This window comes from Algoriphagus aestuariicola, assembly GCF_017254835.1.
Classification (GTDB): domain Bacteria; phylum Bacteroidota; class Bacteroidia; order Cytophagales; family Cyclobacteriaceae; genus Algoriphagus; species Algoriphagus aestuariicola.
Genome location: NZ_JAFKCW010000003.1, coordinates 528,626 through 548,723, shown reverse-complemented (window position 1 = coordinate 548,723; position 20,098 = coordinate 528,626). Strand labels below are relative to the sequence as shown.

Genomic DNA, 20,098 nt, shown 5'->3' with positions numbered 1-20,098 from the left:
CTACTTCACCAAGTGCGGACAAAAAAGCCGAACAAAATTCGGCAGTGGCTGATTGTATGATTTCGGCAAAAAATTGTCAACTGGAAGGATTCTTAGCCCAAAATAAAAATAAGCTGCTATTAGGCAGCTTATTTCGTCGCGGGCCTTTATTCTATTAGGTGTTGATCCCTCCGCTTACTTCTATTCTTTGGGCATTGATCCATCTGGCGTCATCGCTGCAAAGGAAAGCGACTACGCCACCGATGTCTTCGGCCGTGCCAACCCGGCCAAGGGGGGAAAGACTGCTTAGCCTTTCTTTGAGTTGGGGGTTGTTTCGGATGGCGGCGTTGTTAAAGTCGGTTTCGATTGGGCCAGGAGCTACCACATTTGCCCTGATTCCCCGAGGTCCCAGCTCTTTTGCAAGATATTTGGTAAGAGTCTCGATCGCACCTTTCATGGATGCATAGATGGAATATCCAGGGTTGACAAACCGCGTAGTACCGCTGGAGACGGTTATGATTCCCCCGTCATTGTTGAGTAAGGGTAATAACTTTTGTGTCAGGAAAAAAACTCCTTTATAATGGGCGTTCATAAAGCGGTCAAACTGCTCCTCGGTCGCTTGCTCAAAAGGAATGGTTCCACCCATACCCGCATTGTGGATCAGAAAATCCAAACCTCCACCCTCAAAATCGGAGCTTAGGACTTCTTTCAGTGTTGAAACGAAATCCTCCAGGCTATCGAGTGTACAAAGATCCAGTGCAATGGCTTTTGCTTTCCCGCCATTAGCCTCTATTTCTTTCAAAGTGGATTCCGCCAATTGCTGGTTATTTTGGAAAGTGAAAATGACGTCAAAGCTTTTTTCTGACAGTCTAAGGGCCATATCCTTTCCAAGACCTCGGCTTCCTCCTGTCACAAGTGCAATTTTCTTTTTCATGTCGATTCGATTTTTTGAACGCTACAAAAATGGGGGATAGAGGGAGCGACCTGTTTGCGGGGATCAATCCAATTTTTGCGAAAATCAAATCAAAGCCTTGCTTCGGTATTGGAGCGGGGATAAGCCGGTATGTTTTTTGAAAAAATTTGAAAAATGAGCGGTCTCTTCGAAGCCCAAGCTGTTTGAGATTTCCGAGATGTTCCAGGGAGTTTCTTTGAGGAGATACTGGGCTTCTCTGGCTATCCTTCCGTTGATGATGGAAGAGGTGGTCAGTTCGGTGGCTTCCTTTAGGGCTTTGTTGAGATAGTTTACATGAAGCGAGAGTCGGTCTGCAAAATCGCTGGGGGACCGCAACTGAATCCTTTGCCCGGGGCTCTCCAGGGTAAACTGCCTTTCCAGCAATTCCAAAAATAGAGCCGTGATCCTTTTGGAGGCATTTTGCAGCGTATACTGGCTGGGCACTGGCTGAAGTTTCTGTCCAAAATGGACAAGCTCCATGACATAGTTTCTGATCAAGTCGTATTTGAATGCATAATCCGAGCCCAACTCAGCGCTCATTTTCTGAAAGTGGGTGTATAGCTGTTCATATTGTGATTTGTCTAGCAAAAAGACCGGGTGGAAATCCGAGTGAAAGATTGGAAGCTCTTCGAAGCCGCTTCCATCGCTGCTTTTTGGAAGAAAACTGTCGCTGAATACGCAAAAGAATCCCTCTTGATTCAAATCTTGGGGTAGGTAGTGATACGGGACTCTGGGCGTAGAGAAAAGCAGGGCATAATCTTCTACGTTGATGATTTCGTCCGCATACTCGATCCTGTTTTTGCCGTGGATGAGGCTGATTTTGTGGTAGGTTCTGCGATTATAGGTCATCGGGGGCTTTCCTTTGGCTTTAAGGTATAGCTCCCTCACGTCGAAAATATTGAAATGTCCAATGTTTGTTTTCAAGGCCGAAGGTGGGGCTTGGTTGATTTCCTTATAGAACTCGCTCAGGTCTCGCATCTTTTTACTTGTAAAATTCAAACCCTTGAAACAGAGAGTCCGACCGTTAAATTCCAAATCATAAAAAAAGCTGCCCGCATGCGAGCAGCTTTCTAAGTCCAAGGACCCCTGTCTTAGAGAAGTTCATTCGCCAGATTGGCGAGTTCGGATCGTTCTCCCTTCTCCAGTTTGATATGCGCATAGAGCGGATGGTCTTTGACCCTGTCGATCAGATAGGAAAGGCCATTGGATTGGGAATCCAAATAGGGTGTATCGATCTGGAAGACATCACCTGTGAAGATGATCTTGGTATTCTCACCCGCTCTGGAAATGATCGTCTTGATCTCATGTGGGGTCAGGTTCTGTGCCTCGTCCACGATAAAGAATATGTTGGATAGCGATCGCCCACGGATATAGGCCAGGGGCTGGATGACCAGCTTTTCCTGATTGACTAACTCGGTTATCTTTTGGAATTCTTTGTCAGTTTCCTTGTACTGGTTTTGGATGAATTTAAGGTTGTCCCAGAGGGGCTCCATGTAGGGATTGAGCTTGGACTTGATGTCTCCGGGCAGGTAGCCGATGTCCTTGTTGGAGAGCGGGACAATGGGCCTCGCAAGGAAAATCTGCTTGTAATCCCTTCGCTGCTCCAAGGCTCCAGCCAAAGCCAAAAGCGTCTTGCCAGTACCCGCCACGCCCTGGATGGACACCAGCTTTATGGCCGGATTCATGATGGCATGAAGTGCAAAAGTCTGTTCGGCGTTCTTGGGCTTGATGTTGTAGGCCAGGCGCTTGTCTACCCGCTCGAGGACGTTTTCCTCTGAGTTGTAGAAGGCTAACACCGAGTTTTTTTCGCTTTTCAGTATGTAGTAGGCGTTTGACTTTCGCTTTCTAGTGCCCAAGACATTTTTTGCTTCGATGTAGCCCTGCTCGTATAGCTTGTTGATCGCCTCTGGCTCCACGTCGTCCATCACGTACTTACCGGTGTTTTCCAGTTCGGTGATATTTTTGATTTTCCCCGTTTCGTAATCCTCGGCGTTAACGTTCAGAGACTTGGCCTTTAGGCGGAGATTGATGTCTTTGGATACCAGGATTACCTTTCGTGCCTTCTCGGTTTCCATTAGATGCACGGCGACGTTGAGGATCTTGTTGTCGTTTTTGTCGTCGCCAAAGATTTTGATGGCATCCTTTTCATTTTCGGGATGATGCATCATCACTTTGAAAAAGCCCTTCGTCTTTCCATTTAGCGGGGTCCACTGGTCGATCCTCTGATCCTGTGAAAGCTTATCAAGCAGGCGGATAAATTCCCTGGCCTCGAAGTTTTTGGTGTCGTTGCCTTTCTTGAACTGGTCAAGTTCCTCCAGCACGGTGATCGGGATCACTACGTCGTGCTCGGCAAAGTTCATTATGGAGTTGTGTGCGTAAAGGATCACGGAGGTGTCCAGCACAAAGATTTTCCGATCTTTATCGGACTTGGCTCTAGGCATGCGCAGGATAATTGTAGTGGTAATGTGTTGAAATAATTTAAAGAATAATCTCCGTGAAAAGCCACATTACTACCAAAAATTATGGATAAGAATTGTCAATGTATAGGTAGGGGATTGACAATCAAAATGATAAAAAGTGCCAACTTTGAAAAGTTGTAAAGTGGCAAAGCGCGTTTCCCGAAACTTTGCCACTTCAAGTCCTAATCACCCAGCAACTTTAATCCAGCAGAGCCCGGATATCTTCATTGTCGAGGCTTTTCATGAAGCTTTCCTCGTTGCTGATCAGCTCGCCGGCCAAGGCAAGCTTGCGGTCCTGTAGGGCCATGATCTTTTCTTCCACCGAGCCACGGGTGATGAATTTGTAGATGATCACCTTATTTTCCTGTCCGATTCGGTGGGCACGGTCAATCGCTTGAGCTTCTACAGCAGGGTTCCACCAAGGATCGAGGAGGAATACATATTCAGCCTTGGTAAGGTTGAGCCCTACACCCCCTGCCTTTAGAGAAATCAGGAATACCTTAATATTATCGTCGTTTTGAAACTTCTCTACTTGGGCCTGACGGTCCTTGGTGGCTCCGTCCAGGTACGCATAGGGGATTCCCTGCTCATCCAAGTATTCTCGTACGATGCTCAGATGCCTTACAAACTGGCTAAATACGAGTACTTTATGGTCTTCTGAAATGGTCTCCTGCAGCATGTAGGTGATGTCTTCCAGCTTACCTGAATCGTCTTTGTAGTCCTCCCTTACCAGCTTTGGGTGATTGGCGATCTGTCTCAGTTGCGTCAAGCCTCGCAGCAAAGTGAACTGCTGGGATCCGCGTCCGCCTCCGGCCAGCTCTCCGATGATTTTTTCGCGGTAATAGCTTTTCACTTCTTCGTAGACCTTCTCCTGCTCCGGCGTCATGTCCGAATATTTAACGTTGGTGAGCTTTTCTGGCAGGTCTTTGGCCACTTGGGATTTTAGCCTGCGAAGGATGAAAGGCTTGATCATCGCATGCAGACGGCCGGCTTTATCTTTGTCGTTTTGCTTTTCGATCGGCAAGAGAAACTGTTTTTTGAACAGGTTTTGGTTACCCAAAAGTCCGGGATTGACAAAGTTCATCTGGGACCAAAGATCCATGGTGCCGTTTTCTACAGGCGTACCTGTGAGGATTAGGCGTCTTTTGCTTTTTAGCTTGTTTACCGCCACGGCGATATTGGAGGTGGGGTTTTTGATCGCCTGGGATTCGTCTAGGATGACGTAGTTGAAGTAGAAATCTTTCAGGATATCCACATCCAGCCTGACTATTCCATAGGAAGTGAGTACGATATCGTATCCTCTGAATTTCCAGGGATCTTTGAGACGCTGGGTACCGGAATAGACGAGAATCTTGAGGTCAGGGGTAAATTTTCTGGCTTCAAGTTCCCAGTTGTAGATCAGGGAAGTCGGCATCACCAGCAAAGAGGTAAAGCCTGGATTCTCTATTTTTTCGTGGGCTAAGAGAGCCAAGGTTTGCACGGTCTTACCCAGACCCATATCATCTGCCAAGCAGCCGCCAAACTGATAATCGTTGAGAAAGCGTAGCCAGTTGTAGCCAGCGTGCTGGTAGGGGCGAAGAATGCCTTCGAAGTTTTCCGGCAAATCATAGTCATCGATTGCGTCGAAGTTCCTCAGACGTTCCAGTTTGAGACTGAGGTTGAGGCGGATGAGTTCACCATTTTGGAGCTCGCGGGCAAATGCCAGATGGTGTTTGCGGAGCACCAATTCCTCGGATGAGCGCTCTTCGATGAAGTTAAACAGCTCTGAATAATTGACAAACCAAGAAGAGGGAATAACGGCTGTCTCGCCATTTGGCAGCTCAAACTCCGATTTTCCCTGAATGATCAGCTTTCGGATTTTGGCAAAAGAAACCAAATATACTCCGAACTTGATCTGGGCCTTGACGTCAAACCAGTCGATATTTTCGTTGACTTCGATCGAAATCTGCGCACGGCCGATATGGAAGGTCTTTCCACTTAAGCTGCCGCGTTGCTCGATCTTGATCTTGTGTTCCCTGAGATAGTCTTCGTTGTTTCCCAGCCATTCAAAGGCCTTGGTCTTGGGCAGGGCAAATTTGCCATGGGAGAAGACCATCTGCTTTTTCTTCAGGACGGTTTCAAATTTCCTTTCGACCTGCTCGGTTCGGACTGTTTTAAAAAAGGTAAAATTCCCCTCATGCTCCTCAAATCGACAGGAATTTCCGCTTCCCTCTTTGTCCTTTGACATGATGCCAAAATCGAAGTCGCCGTACTTGAACCGAAGCTGGAACACGATGATATCTTCATTGAGATTTTCGATTTCTCCGCCGAAGAGGTCGGCTCCCGAACCACCGGGAAGCTCGTTGAAGGTAAGCAGGGCCTCGGGGGTGCCCTGCTCCGTGTGGATTTCAAAACCGGTAGCAACCACGTCAAACTGGGTGATTAGCGCCGTGACAAACTTGCGGTAATACTCTGGCTCAAACTTACGCTCGACCATAATCCGACTTTTCGATAGGAAAGGCTGTAGTTTTTTTCCGTCGACGTCGTTTTTGAAATGATACAGCTGTTGATTTACAATCAACCATGCCGGATCCTTGCAGATGAGGTAACCCCCTTTGTGCTGCCAGTCAAGCGGTGTTCCCTTGAATTTGACGCGAGGGTAATATTGGGTATTGTATTCGCCTTTTTCAAAGTGAAATACGATGCTGGCAGGCTCGGCATTTACAGTAATCTCCTTCCAAGTAGGATTGCCGTCAGACCCCATTTCAAACAAACGCTTCCCTATCAGCATGGGAAGGATCTTGGCTCGTTTGATTTCTAGATTTTTAAACAAAAGCTCTTGGATGGTCTTATCGGGTGTTTTTGGATCAAATACCTTTTGTAAAAAATCCTTGGGACGAATATTCCCCTTTTTCATATAGGGTTTGACCACGACCTCGGGTTGCATGGAATCCATGAGTTTGATCAGGTCATAATCTGCCTTGTCGATCCCTGCGTCAAAATCCTCGGCGTTGGCCGAGCTGATATTCTGATAGGCTAGAGAGAGCCTGCCTTTTTCATCCAGTTGGATAGCGAAAGATTCAAATAGTAAGCCCAAATACTCATGACTAAATATGGAATATACTATTTGAAAGGGTTGATCTGAATGAACTATCATAACAAGGCATACTTAATATATAGCATCAGAATTCCCCAATGCTATATATTATGAGGTTAGGGTTGACTCAAGGATATACAAATTGAAAATTACTCAAAATGAGCTTTTCTTTTGAAAATGTAGCCTTGTATTTTGAAAAAAAATCATGAAAAAGGCCCGAAGTTTAAAAATTCGAGCCTAAAATTGGATTATTCTTGATCTTTTAGGAGAATGATTCGGTTTTTTCCGGCGTCTTTTCCTCCTTTTTTTCCGGGAAGAATCGATTTTGGAAAATCAATATGATCGCTACTCCGATAAAGATGGACGCGTCAGCCACATTGAAGATCGGCCAAAGCGCGGTGTAGCTTCCGCCCCAGAGCGGAATCCACTCAGGCACATAGCCTTCCCAGATATCAAAATAAAACATATCCACAACTTGGCCATGAAACCAAGCGGTAGGAGCATTGTACGGTGCATTGTCCAACCAAACACCGTAGAAAATCGAATCAACCAAGTTGCCGATCGCGCCTCCGAGGATCATCGAGATGCAAAGGATGTACACCGGATGGTTTTTCTTTTCGATGATGTGGACAAGGTAATAGCCTATCCCCACCATGGCCACAAGCCGAAAGGAAGTCAGGATCATCTTGCCATATTCCGATCCCAACTCCATCCCAAATGCCATTCCTGGGTTGGTGGTGTAGTGCAGCTTAAACCAATCTCCGAAAATCGGGATCTGGCCTGGTGTCCCAAAGTCCATCTGGAAGTGCACCAGCATCTTCACCATCTGATCTATCGCAATCACCAAAAGGGCGATGCCAAAATATTTTACGTACTTGTTCATCTGCTACAGGCTTAGGCCTTTTCTACTTTTACGGCCAACTCAAAATCATCCATGTCCAATACGGTGCCCTCAGCGATATCACCGAGACCGAGTGCCAGTGCTTGGGTTTCGGACTGTATGTATTGGCCAAATGCGGAAACGGCTGATTTCACCAGCTCGTTGTCCTGGGACACAATGATGTTGATTTTATCCTGTACTTCCAATCCCATTTCTTTTCGGAGATTTTGAATCCTATTGACCAAGTCACGGGCAACTCCCTCTTGCTTCAGTGCTTCGGTCAGCGTCACATCTAGCGCCACTGTCACGCCTTGATCCGAGGCTACTGACCAGCCCGGAATATCCTGAGAGGTGATAAGGACCTCTTCGAGAAGAAGTTCGATGGCGTCGCCTTCCAGCTGCACTGCGATTCTGCCTTCCCGTTCGATTTGGGCAATTTCCTCTTGGCTCCAGGCATTGATCGCCGCTACCACGAAGCGCATTTTCGGACCAAGTTTTTTGCCTAGTAGAGGTAGGTTTGGCTTTACGTTTTTCACCAAAATGCCCGAGGCGTCGTCTAAAAACTCTATGGTCTTGATGTTGACTTCGGACTTGATCAGCTCAGCAACGTGCTCGATCTGCGCTTTGGTCTTGGCGGAAAGCACCGGGATCAGGATGCGTTGCAGGGGCTGGCGTACTTTCAGTTTTTCTTTTTTTCTGAGGGAATGGACTAGGGAAGAAATGTTCTGGGCCAAGTCCATGCTCTCCTCAAGATCGGTATCGATCAGGCTGGAGTCGGCAGATACCCAGTCTGTCAGATGGACGGATTCCTTACCATTTTCGCCTGCCTCGTTGAGGTTTTTGTACATCCAGTCTGCGTAGAAAGGAGCGAAGGAAGACATCAACTGTGTCAAAGTGAGCAAGCACTCGTAAAGCGTCTCATAGGCGGCCTGCTTGTCCGCATTCATGTCGCCTCTCCAGAATCTTTTTCTGGCCAGTCGCACATACCAGTTGGAGAGTTGATCCACGGTGAAGTTCATGATCGCTCGTGTAGCTTTGGTGCCGTCATAGTTATCCATGGCGGCTTCCACCTCGGCGATCAAGGATTGAAGCTTGGAAATGATCCACTGGTCGAGTTCCGCACGCTCGATTACCGGTACGGACTTGCTTTGGTCGTAGACGAAAGCGTCCAAGTTGGCATAAAGGGCGAAGAAGTTATAGGTGTTTTGGAGGGTTCCAAAGAAGCGACGCTGCACTTCGGTGACACCGTCCAAGTTGAACTTCAGGTTGTCCCATGGGTTGGCGTTGCTGAGCATATACCAGCGTAGGGCGTCCGGTCCAAACTCTTTCAGCGTTTTGAAAGGATCTACGGCATTGCCCAGTCGCTTGGACATCTTGTTGCCGTTTTTGTCCAGCACGAGGCCGTTGGCGATTACGTTTTTGAAAGCCACGCTGTCAAAGAGCATCACGGCGATGGCATGCAGGGTAAAAAACCAGCCACGCGTTTGATCCACACCTTCGGCAATATAATCCGCTGGATAGTTGGCTTTGAAGATATCTTCGTTTTCGAAAGGAAAATGCCACTGCGCATAGGGCATCGCACCTGAGTCAAACCATACATCGATCAGGTCGGGCTCGCGGAACATCTTTTCTCCCTTCTCGGAAACCAAAACCACATCATCCACATAAGGCCGGTGTAGGTCCAGTTCTTTGCCTTCGTAGGGAGACTTTTCCATGTAGCCTGCAGCGATGGATTTTTCGATTTCGGCGTTTAGTTCAGCGATAGAACCAACGCATTTTTCCTCCGTGCCGTCCGAAGTTCTCCAGATAGGAAGTGGTGTACCCCAGAATCTGGACCGGCTGAGATTCCAGTCGACCAAGTTTTCGAGCCAGTTGCCAAAGCGACCTGTACCGGTAGCCTCGGGCTTCCAGTTGATAGTCTTGTTGAGCTCGACCATGCGGTCTTTGTAGGCGGTAGTCTTGATAAACCAGCTTTCCAGAGGGTAGTAAAGGATGGGCTTGTCCGTTCTCCAGCAGTGCGGATAGGTGTGTTCGTATTTTTCGACCTTGAAGGCCTTGTTTTCATTTTTTAGGATGATGGAGATGATCACGTCGGTGTTTTTGTAATCCGGCGCCGACTCATCGTCCTCGGTATAGTTTTTCACATAGAAATCATCCACGCCATACTCCTTATGTGCGGTGATTGCATGCTCCCGCATTTTTGCTGAAAGATATGCTCCCACGACGGGCAGGAACTTGCCTCTCTTATCCACCACGGGAATGTCATTTCCCAGTTCGTCTTTCACAAAGATCCCGGGCACATTGTTTTGTACCAAAGTCCTAAAGTCATCCGCACCGAATGCCTTGGCCAAGTGTACGATTCCCGTGCCGTCCTCCGTAGTCACATAATCTCCCGAGACCACGGTGAAAGCTGGATTAGGCAGTGCCAATTCAGAGATTGGGAAAAGCTGCTCATATTCCCAACCCAGCATGGATTTGCCCTTGAACTCTTCGACCACTTCGAAAGGAACCAGTTTGTCTCCAGCTTTGTATTCTTCGAGCTTAAGGTCGTCAGCTTTTGGATTGAAGTAAGCGCTCATCCTGGCTTTTGCCAAGATCACAGTTACAGGTTCGTGGGTATAGGGATTGAATGTCCTCACCTTCACATAATCCAAGTTTTCGCCGATGGCGAGAGCCGAGTTGGAAGGCAAAGTCCAAGGAGTGGTCGTCCAGGCCAGAATGTAGGTGTTTTCCTGCCCTTTCAGTTTAAACTGGGCAGTGATCGAGGTGTCTTTGACATCTTTATAAGTGCCTGGCTGGTTTAGTTCGTGGGAAGAAAGTCCCGTTCCCGCGGCGGGAGAATAGGGCTGGATTGTATAGCCTTTGTATAGGAGCCCTTTTTCGTAAAGCTGCTTGAGCAGATGCCAGAGTGACTCGATGTATTTGCTGTCGAAGGTGATGTAGGGATCATCCAAGTCCACCCAGTAGCCGATTTTTTCGGTCAGATCGTCCCATTCGTTTTTGAATCGCATGACCGTCTCGCGGCATTTGCGGTTATATTCTTCGACCGTGATTTTCTTCCCGATGTCTTCTTTGGTGATACCGAGTTCTTTCTCCACCTGAAGCTCCACCGGCAAGCCATGGGTATCCCATCCGCCCTTACGTTTCACTTGAAATCCTCTCAAAGTTTTGTATCGGCAGAAAATGTCTTTCAAAGCCCTCGCCATGACATGGTGAATGCCCGGCGTACCGTTAGCTGAGGGGGGACCCTCAAAGAAGGTGAAGGTTTCCGCCCCTTCGCGGTTGGCGATACTCTTCTCGAAAATCTGGTTTTCTTTCCAATACTGAAGGACGGATTCTCCGATTTGGGGATAATCCACCTGCTTAAATTCCTGATACGTTTTCACAATTTCCTTTCTTAAGGGCAAGTAGGTGAAGAAAAGCGGGGGCCATATTTGGCATCCCGCTCAAAACAAGCCACAAAGATAGAAGAAAAGGGCTTTTGGGGGAAGGAAATTGCTGATCCAGCCGGGAAGATTTATTGGTGTGAAATTGCAGGCTCTTCGATATAAAGAATTTGAAAAGTTAGGTAGAGCACTTACTTTAACCTCAAATCTTTTGCCCTTGTACCGTTTTGTTGTTCTTTCTATTCTCTTTTGGATTGGACTCCAATGTCAATCCACCTTGGCATTTCAACAACTCCAATCCGACAGCCTTGAGCAAGTGTTTCAAAATCAAAGCCTTTCGGATTCAGTTCGCTATCGTGCTATTCAGCAGCGTACCTTCTCCATGATTTTCAGTGATGGACAACAAGCCAAAGTGAAGATCCAGGAAGTCCTGGAAACCGCCGAAAAGGAAGTGGGCAAGTCCCGCATCTACTACGAAATCCTTCAGAATCTCGGTATCTACTACGATGTAAACCAACAGACCGACAGCTCCCTGATTATCTTTTCTCAGATCTTGGAGGAAAGCCAAAAACAAGGCTGGAAGGCTCTTGAGCAGCGATCCAATAACAATCTTGGGATGAATCGCCTCAATTCATCCGACTACCGCGCGGCGATTGAGTATTTTTCGGAGGCACTTGCCATGGCCCAAAAAGACCCCAATGCCAGGCCTGGTGATTATGTGAATTATATCTCAAATCTCGGACTTGCAAATCAGGAATTGGACTTGATTGAACAGGCGATAAAGTATCATCTGGAAGCCTTGGAAATCCGTGAAAAACTGAAGAACAAAGACGGAATGGCAATTTCCTGCGCCAATTTGGGGGTTTGCTATAAGCTTTTAGGGCAATTTGAAGAGGCGATCAGTTATTATGATCGAGCTATAGAATATGCCAAAGAATCTGGAAACAAGGTTCTTTTCCATCGAACTCATGATAATTTAGGAAGCCTGTATGTGGAGATGGGTAATTTTGAAAAAGGACTACTTCGGTTGAATGTAGCTTTGGATAGTTCGGATGGCTTTATTCCCGATCCAAAAATGGAATTGAGTATCGTGAGTAACGCAGCAGCTTCTTATCTTATGTTGGGTCAAGTGGAAAAAGCAGAGGAATTTGCCAAAAGAGGAGTTGAAATACTGGACGAATACGGGGAATTGATCAATTATTCTTTGACTTTGAAAAATACTTTGGCCAAAATCCATTTCCGAATGGGAGATTTCGAAAAAGGAAATGCCTACCTCGACGAATATGAGGCGCTGAACAAACAAGTGTTTAGTCAAGAAAATGCGCAATTATTGACCGATCTCCAGGTGAGGTATGAACTGGAGAAAAAAGAAAACCAAATCGCTTTCCAAACCGCCGAGCTGCAAGAGAAAAATGCTATTCTTCAAAGGAACTATTTTGCTTTTGCGTCGCTTGGGCTGCTTTTCCTTCTGGGGATAGGTACGTTTGTCTACTATCAAAATCGGGCAAAGCGAAAGCAGGAGCTGCTGGTCAAGGATCGAGAGCTTAAGATAAAGGAGGCCTACATCCAAGCCTCACTCGAATCTCAAGAGCAGGAACGACGTAGAATGGCGCAAGACCTTCATGACGGATTTGGGCAGTATATCTCTGCCTTGCGGATGTATGTCGCCCAACTGAAGAGTGGAAAAGCCAAGGAAGAGCTGAAGTCAGAGTTGGTCATCCGCACAGATTCGGTGCTGGACGAGATGTCGAGGGAAATCAGCAACGTCGTGTATGACCTTATGCCGGCGACACTGATTCGATTCGGCCTAAAGAGCGCTCTAGATGACCTGGCCCATCGCATCAATGCGGGCCAAAAGGTCAAACTAGAGATAGAGGCGCAAAATCTTCCTGATCGAATGGACGAACTGGTCGAAATCAATTTATTCCGTATCTGCCAGGAGTGGATCAACAATGTGCTCAAATACGCCAAATCCAACCATATTTCCTTGATTTTAACCCAACATCAGGGAATTGCCAAACTCCAAATTCTGGATGACGGTAAGGGGTTTGATCCCAGTATTTTTCAGCAAAGCAAGCGAAATGGCTGGAAGAATATCACCACCCGAGCCGAGCTGCTCAACGGAAAACTGGAGCTTTTTACACAGGAGGGGCAGCAAGGGACAAAGCTTTTGGTCACTTTTCCCTATGTTCACCGAGCCAATTAAACCTACCCTTTTGGATGAATATTCTGCTTGTTGACGATCACCGGATTCTATTGGATGGATTGAAATTTTTGATCCAAAACCAACCGGAGGTGAGCCAAGTGGATATCGCCGGTACAGTGGAGGAAGCACTGGCAAAAGTCCGGGAGCAAATTCCCGACCTAATTATCTCGGATATTTCGATCCCGGAGATCGGTGGAATCGCCTTCGCTCACAAAGTAAAATCCCTTTTCCCCCAAGTCAAACTGATTTTCCTGAGTATGCACGAAGAGCCTTACCGCGTCAAGGAGGCACTTTCCACAGGTGCGGAAGGGTATGTTTTGAAAAAAGCAGCTCACGAAGAACTGCTCAAAGCGCTGCGGGAAGTAGCTGAAGGGGGGATGTATTTCAGTGCAGAAATCCAGAAAATTCTGATCATGCGGATGCGATTTCCGGAAGACGAGCGGATTCTTACAGACCGGGAAAAAGAAGTGTTAACCTTGATTTTTGATGAACTTTCAAACAAGGAGATCGGCGAACGGCTGTTTATCTCTGAGCGTACCGTAGAGACCCATCGTAAGAATATCTACCAAAAGACAAAGACCAACTCGCTAGTTGGTCTTTTGAAGTTTGCATTGGTAAACAACCTCATTGGAGGAGCGGCTTAATTTTTTGTCATCTCCAAAAAATTGGCCACACCTGCATCGATTAGGTCCTTCATAGAGCCTGAGGCTGCCTGGACGTAGGCATTGTGATCGCACTCAGCGAAATGAGAGGCGACGGTTTTTTGATCACCAGAGGTCATGACGAGCTGGGTGTAGCCCGCTTTGGCAAACATTTCTGACTTGGCTTGCGTCACTTCCAAAATCTTTTTGTCTTTGAAAACACCCTCAAAAGATACTGCCTTCTTCGGTTCCACTTTTGCATGAAAAAGTGGGTTATTTCCAATATCCAATCCGGACATGAAACTCACCTGGGATAAGAGATTGGGTCCGCCTGCAAGGGATTTTTTGTTTTCTGTCGGATCAACTAACGGTTCAATGCGGTAATCAATATCCGCTCGGACTGAAGTGGCTTTGGTCCAGGTTGAAGCATCGGCATCCAAGTTGACAAAAGGAAATACAAAGTTTACATCTGCTACAAAGACATTGTCAAGGTCTTTTGACATTTTGGGAGTATTGTCCAAAAGTCCGCCGCCGGATTTTTCCCTTCCTCCATTGCTCATTCCTTTTACCAAATAATTGAAATCCTGTGGGGTAACCATGACAAACCCCGCAGCCTGGGCATCGGAGCTTGCTCCTCCTTTCACTAGGGTCCATCCCGTGAAATATTCATTTTTCAAAGCGTCTTCAGCGCTTAGGATTTCGAATCCCTGGCTAGTCAACTGTGAAACATAGCTAGCGTAAGCTTCATCGATCATTTTTTGAAAGTCTTCCACATCAACTCCAGAAATCTGAACGCCAAGGCTCGTGGAAGTGCCTGAAGTAAAAGTGGTGCGGTCGGCACGCTCACTTTTTGACCCGGAAGTCTTTGCAGAAGCTTCTTCGAAAACCTCAAAAAGTGCTTTGAAACTTCGGATAAATACTTTTTTCGGCGCTTTGCTGCCTTGGTTTTTCTTGTTGAAACTGGTGATTTTCATGTCCTTTTCAGTCAACACTGTTGTGGGTGCTATCTCCAAAAACAGGAGAAGTAGTACTAGAAGTATGCTTTTCATAATGTAGTCTGGTTAGATGAGGATAAAATTCCTGCCTTTTCAGTCCATGAGAAATACCCACTTCTTTGCAATTGCTATCCGTGGCAGTACGTAGTGATGTGCTTATCCAGGAAAATTCGACAGCTATCTGGAAATTTGGTTCTTTATATCGTAATATTGCAATAAATAATTTTCACCATGGGAGTAACCCAATCTCATCTTTTCACCGAGGATCAAAATCAGCTGGCCCTGATCGCCAAGGCCATAGCCCATCCGGCGCGCATCGCCATCCTCCATCACCTGATCAAGACCAAGTCTTGCATCAATGGGGATCTGGTCTTGGAGATAGGCTTGGCGCAGGCGACGATCAGCCAGCACCTCAGGGAGCTGAAGGAAGTGGGGATCATTCAGGGCACCATCGAGGGGACCAAAATCAACTACTGTATCCATGCCGAAAAGTGGAACGAGCTCAAAAGCCTGTTTCAACACTTCTTTGAGAGCTATAGCGCCTGTTGCGACTCGTCCTGCTAAAAAAATTTGAACCCGTCCATCGTAATAAAGCAATAAATCATGAAACTATCCGAAGCAAAACAAATCCTGTCCGAAGCCGAAACAATTTCCTTTCAGCTTCCCAATGGCCAACTCGTGCCCTCCCACTTCCATGTGACTGAGATCGGGCTGGTAGACAAACATTTCATCGACTGCGGAGGTACCGTCCGCAAGGAGCAAAAGGTAAATTTCCAGCTTTGGAATGCCGATGACTACGACCACCGCCTCCATCCCGAGAAGCTGGTGCATATCATTGAGCTCTCTCAACGGGTGCTGAATATGCCGGATTTGGAGATCGAGGTGGAGTATCAGGGCGACACCATCGGCAAATATGGCCTGGATCATGATGGCAGCGCCTTCCTCCTGACCACCAAGATGACCGACTGCCTGGCCAAAGACCAATGCGGTATCCCCTCGGAAAAGCCGAAAATCCGCCTTTCCCAGCTCAATGCCCAATCCAGCTGTGCCCCCGGCTCCGGCTGCTGCAACTAGGCAATCAAGCCAGACCGACCAGGTTTAGATACCTGACCGGTCTCACTGCTTTTTACTCTCAATCCCACGCCAGTATTACCATGCTAGACCAATTCCAGACCTGCACTCCCCTGCTTGCAGAGACGCTTCGCAAAGCCCAGCTATTGCCTATTTCCGAGGAAAGAAAGAGTGTATTGAGTCCTTTGATCCAATACGTTCAAGAGAAGATCGACCAAGTGCAGGAGATCAACCTGAACTTCATCTGCACGCACAACTCCCGCCGCAGCCAGTTTTCCCAAGTGTGGACCAAGACTGCCGCCGAGCTCCATGGACTTGCCATCAACAGCTACTCCGGCGGCGTGGAGGTGACGGCCTTCAATTCCAGAGCGGTGGAGTCCCTGAAGCGGAGCGGCTTTCGGGTCAGTTCCAAAGAAAACGGATCGAATCCGACCTACTTCCTTTTTTACTCGGATGAAGCCGATCCCATCGTGGCCTTTTCCAAGCTGTTTGACGACCCGGCCAACAAAGCCTCGCAGTTTGCCGCGGTGATGACCTGCGACCATGCGGATGAAAACTGCCCCTTCATCCCCGGCACGGAGCAGCGCATCGCGGTACGCTATGAGCATCCGAAGGCCTTTGACGACACGGAGCTGGAGTCCGAAAAGTACGACGAGCGATCCCTGCAGATCGCCTCGGAGATGCTTTACGTGTTTTCCCAAATCCGGAAAAAGGGATGAAAAAACTCTCTTTTCTTGACAGAAACCTGACGCTGTGGATTTTCTTGGCGATGGGCATAGGTGTGGGGTTGGGGTATCTTTTCCCTCCCATCGCGGAGCGCATCGAGTCTCTCAGCCGAGGGACGACCAATATCCCGATCGCCGTCGGCCTGATCCTGATGATGTATCCACCTTTAGCCAAAGTGGATTACCGATTGCTTCCTAAGATCTTCCGAAACACCAAGATTTTGAGTATTTCACTGTTGCTCAACTGGATTATTGGGCCAGTATTGATGTTTGCCTTGGCTTTAATTTTTCTGAGGGATTACCCAGAATACATGGTTGGATTGATCTTGATCGGCTTGGCTAGATGTATTGCGATGGTGCTGGTGTGGAATGATCTCGCCGAGGGGAGCCGGGAGTACGGCGCGGGGCTCGTAGCTCTCAACAGCATCTTCCAAGTCTTTTTCTACAGCTTTTACGCCTGGCTGTTTATCACCGTATTGCCGCCATATTTTGGGTTTGAGGGGGCTATCGTGGATATATCCGTTGGGGTGATCGCGGAGAGCGTGGCGATTTACTTGGGGATTCCCTTTTTGATGGGGATTTTGAGTAGGTTGGTTTTAGTGAAAGCCAAGGGTGAAAAGTGGTACAATAAGGTGTTTATCCCGAAAATTTCCCCGATAACGCTGGTCGCTCTGCTTGGGACGATTGTGCTGATGTTTTCGCTCAAGGGGGAATCGATCGTGGAGATCCCGGGAGACGTGCTGCGCATCGCTGTTCCCATGCTGATCTACTTCGCTCTGATGTTTTTGATCGGGTTCTTTGTGAGCAAAGCCATGGGAGCCAGCTACGACAAAAATGCCGCCATCGCCTTCACGGCGGCGGGCAACAATTTTGAGCTGGCGATTGCTGTGGCGATTGCAGTCTTTGGGCTGAATTCCGGCCAGGCCTTCACTGGGGTGATCGGCCCGCTGGTGGAGGTGCCTGCGTTGATACTACTGGTGAGGGTTGCTTTTTGGCTTAGGAAAAAATACTATCCAGGGAAAAGCTGAAAGTCCTTGGCTATGAATGGCTTCATATTTGAGCCAAAAAAATACATCGTCGGCAGGAACCAATTTCACCGATTTGGCTATTTTCATTCCTCTCAATCATCACTTAATCCAAGCACTTTTATGACCGAACAACAAAAACAAGCGCTCGAAGAGGCCATTGCGACACTGAAAGGAAAATTGACTGGTGACATGTTTGCCGACATGGAGACCAGGGATGAAATCCACAATCTGGAAATGCAGCTAAAAGGCGTGAAGCCCATGGATTCGCATTTTGACTGCATCGGCTGCGGAAGCTAAAATCCTACCGATTTGGCCAGATACTTCATTATTTACAAGCCCTTTGGGGTTTTGACACAATTCACCGGAGAGGGGCCCACGCTGGCCTCTCTCGGTGCTTTTCCCCGGGAGGTCTATCCCGTGGGCCGCTTGGACAAGGACAGCGAGGGGCTCCTGCTCATCACCGACGACAAGTGGCTCAACCACCACCTGCTCAATCCGCGTTTTGGGCACCAGCGGACCTACTACGCCCAGGTGGAGGGCATCCCGACTCCAGAGGCCCTGAAGCAGCTTCGTGACGGAGTCACTATCAATGTGGACGGAAAGGACTACCACACCAAACCCGCCTTAGCGAAAATCTTGGATCCTGCGCCGAAATTGCCCGAGCGAAATCCACCTATTAGATATCGTGCTTCAATTCCAGATACTTGGATTGAGCTGACTTTGATCGAAGGGAAAAATAGGCAGGTACGAAAAATGACTGCGGCTGTTGGATTTCCGACGCTTCGTTTGGTGCGGTTTGCCATGGAAAAAATTACAATTGAAGGATTCGAATCAGGAGAGGTGAGGGAGATGGATCAGCAGTCTATCTACCGAATGTTGGGATTGACTGGATACAAAAAGTAGCGATTCGATTTAGGGAATTTTTTTTAGAATGGTCAAAAACTACCCAAGAAAAGGGGAGTCAAATACTTGCGATTATTTGCATAAAGTACTAAAAATAAGCTAGTTGATAGGTTGTTTTTTTGCCGTTCTTTTTTGTATTTTAGGATAATAGTTTCATTTTTTTTTCCCTTAAATTTTTATAGAATATGAAAAAGCCTAAAATTATTCTCGTCCAATTTGCCATCCTGCTAGGCATCGTCATCGGGTGTGACACTACAGAGAAACCGTTACCAAATAATCCTATAGAGGTAAATGGAGTCCCGGATGTTTTGGAAGTACAGGTTTATGAATCCATTGGCCCTTTGACAATAGGTGTATTTGGTAAGGATTTCTTGTCCAGCTTTAGAATTTTGAAAAATGGAGAAGAATTTGAAGTTTGGAATTTAAACCAAGCAAAACTTAAATACTTCTACTCCACATTTACCTATGCCCCAAGTCCATTGGAAATCGGGGAAGATGTGCTTTTTGAGTTTGAGGCAAGGGATATGAATGGTGATATGGCGAAATCAGAAATGAAGCTTACCGTCTCAGATTTGCCAAATACGATACGAGTATCTTCTGATATTTCAACCGATCAAACCTGGGAAAGCGGTAAAACCTATATCCTGTCTGAGCAGGTTTCAGTTTTGCCAAGTGCCACTCTTACCATCCAAAAAGGGGTGATTGTAAAGGTTGACGCAGAGAAAGAAGGTGAGGCAATTCCTTTCTTGGTGATTGAAAGAGGGGCAAAAATCATGGCAAATGGAACCCAAGAAGAGCCAATTATTTTTACCTCGATATTTGACAAAATCCAACCCGGCCAAATTAAATCGTCATTTCTTCCTCAAGCTCCGGATCTTTATACTAATAATGCCAAAGGAGGTATTGTTATTTTGGGAAATGCAAAAGGTTCATTCGCGAGTAATTTTACCGAAGTTTCTCTAAAAGGGGAGGATGGAGCGGAATATGGGCTGATTTATGGTGGAAATGACGGCCAAGACAATTCCGGAGTTTTAAACTATGTTTCGATCCGGAATGTGGGTCCGTTGACCCTGGCGGCTGTTGGTTCCGGTACTCAGGTGGATAAGGTGGAGGTTTTTCAAGGCGGTCAGATCGGGATTAGGGTTTTGGGAGGTGCTGTGAATTTGGAAAACATCATGGTCAGTGATACGGGCACAGGACTGAGTATCGATCAGGGATGGAATGGAACGTTAGAAAATTTTTATTTGGGCAATTGTATTTCATCAATTATTGTTGGCGGGCCTAAAGGGAATTATTATGGAGGGAATCATCACATTAACAAGGGATCCATTTTTGTAAGTGGCGGAGGGGGGATTTTGAATTTCGAAGAAAACTCAAACACAGATTTATCGGAGATCTATTTTGAATTCACTCCTAGTTTAGATAGTGGGGATTACCCAGTGGGTGCAGATAGTTGGGAACCTGCAGTGGTTAACTATTGGATCAATCTGGTACCAAAGAAGTATATGCCTAAGGTAAGTGAGTTAGAGGTATATTCCTATGACCCTTTTACCAGCTCGGAGTTTTTGGAGTGGTCCGAGCGAGTAACAATCATGTCAAATATTGGAATCAATAGTGTAGGAGTGGACCCAGAGCCATTTAAAAAGTGGTCGATCATCCATGAAAACCTATAAGCGGTCATTATAGGATTGGGCTTGATTGCCTTTCTATAAGTTAGGGAATGGGATTTTTTCTCATTCCCTTTTTTTTTTGCTGAGATTGGATTTTGATTTTTCCTCTTAAAATTTCCTAAAAACC

16 protein-coding genes are annotated in these 20,098 nt (G+C 46.9%); 9 read left to right on the top strand and 7 right to left on the bottom strand.

The window, feature by feature from the left end:
• Positions 1-154: 154 nt before the first annotated feature.
• The 6 genes from J0A67_RS15080 to ileS all read right to left on the bottom strand — a co-directional run bounded on the left by J0A67_RS15080 (position 155) and on the right by ileS (position 10,732).
• Positions 155-913 carry an SDR family NAD(P)-dependent oxidoreductase gene (locus J0A67_RS15080; RefSeq protein ID WP_206570195.1) on the bottom strand — a complete coding sequence of 253 codons (759 nt, stop codon included), beginning with the start codon at positions 911-913 and terminating at the stop codon, positions 155-157.
• Positions 914-997: 84 nt separating this feature from the next.
• Positions 998-1,909, bottom strand: a complete 912-nt coding sequence (locus tag J0A67_RS15075) for a helix-turn-helix domain-containing protein (RefSeq protein ID WP_206570194.1) — start codon at positions 1,907-1,909, stop codon at positions 998-1,000.
• 113 nt (positions 1,910-2,022) lie between these two features.
• Complete coding sequence (locus J0A67_RS15070; RefSeq protein ID WP_206570193.1) at positions 2,023-3,372, bottom strand: PhoH family protein; 1,350 nt, start codon at positions 3,370-3,372, stop codon at positions 2,023-2,025.
• Between the two features lie 217 nt (positions 3,373-3,589).
• Complete coding sequence (locus J0A67_RS15065; protein WP_206570192.1) at positions 3,590-6,526, bottom strand: DEAD/DEAH box helicase; 2,937 nt, start codon at positions 6,524-6,526, stop codon at positions 3,590-3,592.
• 202 nt (positions 6,527-6,728) lie between these two features.
• Entirely contained in the window at positions 6,729-7,349 is a 621-nt protein-coding gene (locus J0A67_RS15060; RefSeq protein WP_206570191.1) for a lipoprotein signal peptidase, read from the bottom strand.
• A gap of 11 nt (positions 7,350-7,360) precedes the next feature.
• Complete coding sequence (gene ileS / locus J0A67_RS15055; protein WP_206570190.1) at positions 7,361-10,732, bottom strand: isoleucine--tRNA ligase; 3,372 nt, start codon at positions 10,730-10,732, stop codon at positions 7,361-7,363.
• Between the two features lie 277 nt (positions 10,733-11,009).
• Here ileS and J0A67_RS15050 point away from each other — a divergent pair, with 277 nt between their 5' ends.
• Both J0A67_RS15050 and J0A67_RS15045 read left to right on the top strand, forming a co-directional pair.
• On the top strand, positions 11,010-12,938 hold the full coding sequence (locus J0A67_RS15050; RefSeq protein WP_206570189.1) for a tetratricopeptide repeat-containing sensor histidine kinase: 1,929 nt from the start codon (positions 11,010-11,012) through the stop codon (positions 12,936-12,938).
• Between the two features lie 14 nt (positions 12,939-12,952).
• Complete coding sequence (locus tag J0A67_RS15045) at positions 12,953-13,582, top strand: response regulator (protein WP_206570188.1); 630 nt, start codon at positions 12,953-12,955, stop codon at positions 13,580-13,582.
• Here the strand turns inward: J0A67_RS15045 and J0A67_RS15040 are convergent.
• Positions 13,579-14,628 carry a hypothetical protein gene (locus J0A67_RS15040; RefSeq protein WP_206570187.1) on the bottom strand — a complete coding sequence of 350 codons (1,050 nt, stop codon included), beginning with the start codon at positions 14,626-14,628 and terminating at the stop codon, positions 13,579-13,581. The genes J0A67_RS15045 and J0A67_RS15040 overlap by 4 nt on opposite strands.
• A 177-nt stretch (positions 14,629-14,805) precedes the next feature.
• Between J0A67_RS15040 and J0A67_RS15035 the strand changes: the two genes are divergently transcribed.
• From J0A67_RS15035 to J0A67_RS15005, 7 genes are all read left to right on the top strand, one after another.
• A complete protein-coding gene (locus J0A67_RS15035; RefSeq protein ID WP_206570186.1) occupies positions 14,806-15,138 on the top strand; it encodes an ArsR/SmtB family transcription factor in 333 nt (110 codons plus the stop codon).
• Between the two features lie 39 nt (positions 15,139-15,177).
• Positions 15,178-15,648, top strand: coding sequence for a DUF6428 family protein (locus J0A67_RS15030; protein WP_206570185.1), 471 nt, complete (start codon positions 15,178-15,180; stop codon positions 15,646-15,648).
• A gap of 80 nt (positions 15,649-15,728) precedes the next feature.
• Positions 15,729-16,364, top strand: coding sequence for a low molecular weight phosphatase family protein (locus J0A67_RS15025; RefSeq protein ID WP_206570184.1), 636 nt, complete (start codon positions 15,729-15,731; stop codon positions 16,362-16,364).
• Positions 16,361-17,398, top strand: a complete 1,038-nt coding sequence (arsB, locus tag J0A67_RS15020) for an ACR3 family arsenite efflux transporter (RefSeq protein WP_206570183.1) — start codon at positions 16,361-16,363, stop codon at positions 17,396-17,398. Before J0A67_RS15025 ends, arsB begins: the two co-directional genes overlap by 4 nt.
• Before the next feature lie 120 nt (positions 17,399-17,518).
• Positions 17,519-17,695 carry a hypothetical protein gene (locus tag J0A67_RS15015; protein WP_206570182.1) on the top strand — a complete coding sequence of 59 codons (177 nt, stop codon included), beginning with the start codon at positions 17,519-17,521 and terminating at the stop codon, positions 17,693-17,695.
• 12 nt (positions 17,696-17,707) lie between these two features.
• Positions 17,708-18,301, top strand: coding sequence for a pseudouridine synthase (locus J0A67_RS15010; protein WP_206570181.1), 594 nt, complete (start codon positions 17,708-17,710; stop codon positions 18,299-18,301).
• 185 nt (positions 18,302-18,486) lie between these two features.
• Entirely contained in the window at positions 18,487-19,974 is a 1,488-nt protein-coding gene (locus J0A67_RS15005; RefSeq protein ID WP_206570180.1) for a beta-helix domain-containing protein, read from the top strand.
• Positions 19,975-20,098 lie beyond the last annotated feature (124 nt).

Bases quoted from the DNA above. Each gene is read 5' to 3' on its own strand.
- J0A67_RS15025 (WP_206570184.1), top strand. From the start codon at position 15,729: ATGCTAGACCAATTCCAGACCTGCACTCCCCTGCTTGCAGAGACGCTT.
- arsB (WP_206570183.1), top strand. From the start codon at position 16,361: ATGAAAAAACTCTCTTTTCTTGACAGAAACCTGACGCTGTGGATTTTC.
- J0A67_RS15040 (WP_206570187.1), bottom strand. From the start codon at position 14,628: ATGAAAAGCATACTTCTAGTACTACTTCTCCTGTTTTTGGAGATAGCA.
- J0A67_RS15030 (WP_206570185.1), top strand. From the start codon at position 15,178: ATGAAACTATCCGAAGCAAAACAAATCCTGTCCGAAGCCGAAACAATT.
- J0A67_RS15080 (WP_206570195.1), bottom strand. From the start codon at position 913: ATGAAAAAGAAAATTGCACTTGTGACAGGAGGAAGCCGAGGTCTTGGA.
- J0A67_RS15015 (WP_206570182.1), top strand. From the start codon at position 17,519: ATGACCGAACAACAAAAACAAGCGCTCGAAGAGGCCATTGCGACACTG.
- J0A67_RS15045 (WP_206570188.1), top strand. From the start codon at position 12,953: ATGAATATTCTGCTTGTTGACGATCACCGGATTCTATTGGATGGATTG.
- J0A67_RS15060 (WP_206570191.1), bottom strand. From the start codon at position 7,349: ATGAACAAGTACGTAAAATATTTTGGCATCGCCCTTTTGGTGATTGCG.
- J0A67_RS15075 (WP_206570194.1), bottom strand. From the start codon at position 1,909: ATGCGAGACCTGAGCGAGTTCTATAAGGAAATCAACCAAGCCCCACCT.
- J0A67_RS15005 (WP_206570180.1), top strand. From the start codon at position 18,487: ATGAAAAAGCCTAAAATTATTCTCGTCCAATTTGCCATCCTGCTAGGC.
- J0A67_RS15070 (WP_206570193.1), bottom strand. From the start codon at position 3,372: ATGCCTAGAGCCAAGTCCGATAAAGATCGGAAAATCTTTGTGCTGGAC.
- J0A67_RS15035 (WP_206570186.1), top strand. From the start codon at position 14,806: ATGGGAGTAACCCAATCTCATCTTTTCACCGAGGATCAAAATCAGCTG.
- J0A67_RS15065 (WP_206570192.1), bottom strand. From the start codon at position 6,526: ATGATAGTTCATTCAGATCAACCCTTTCAAATAGTATATTCCATATTT.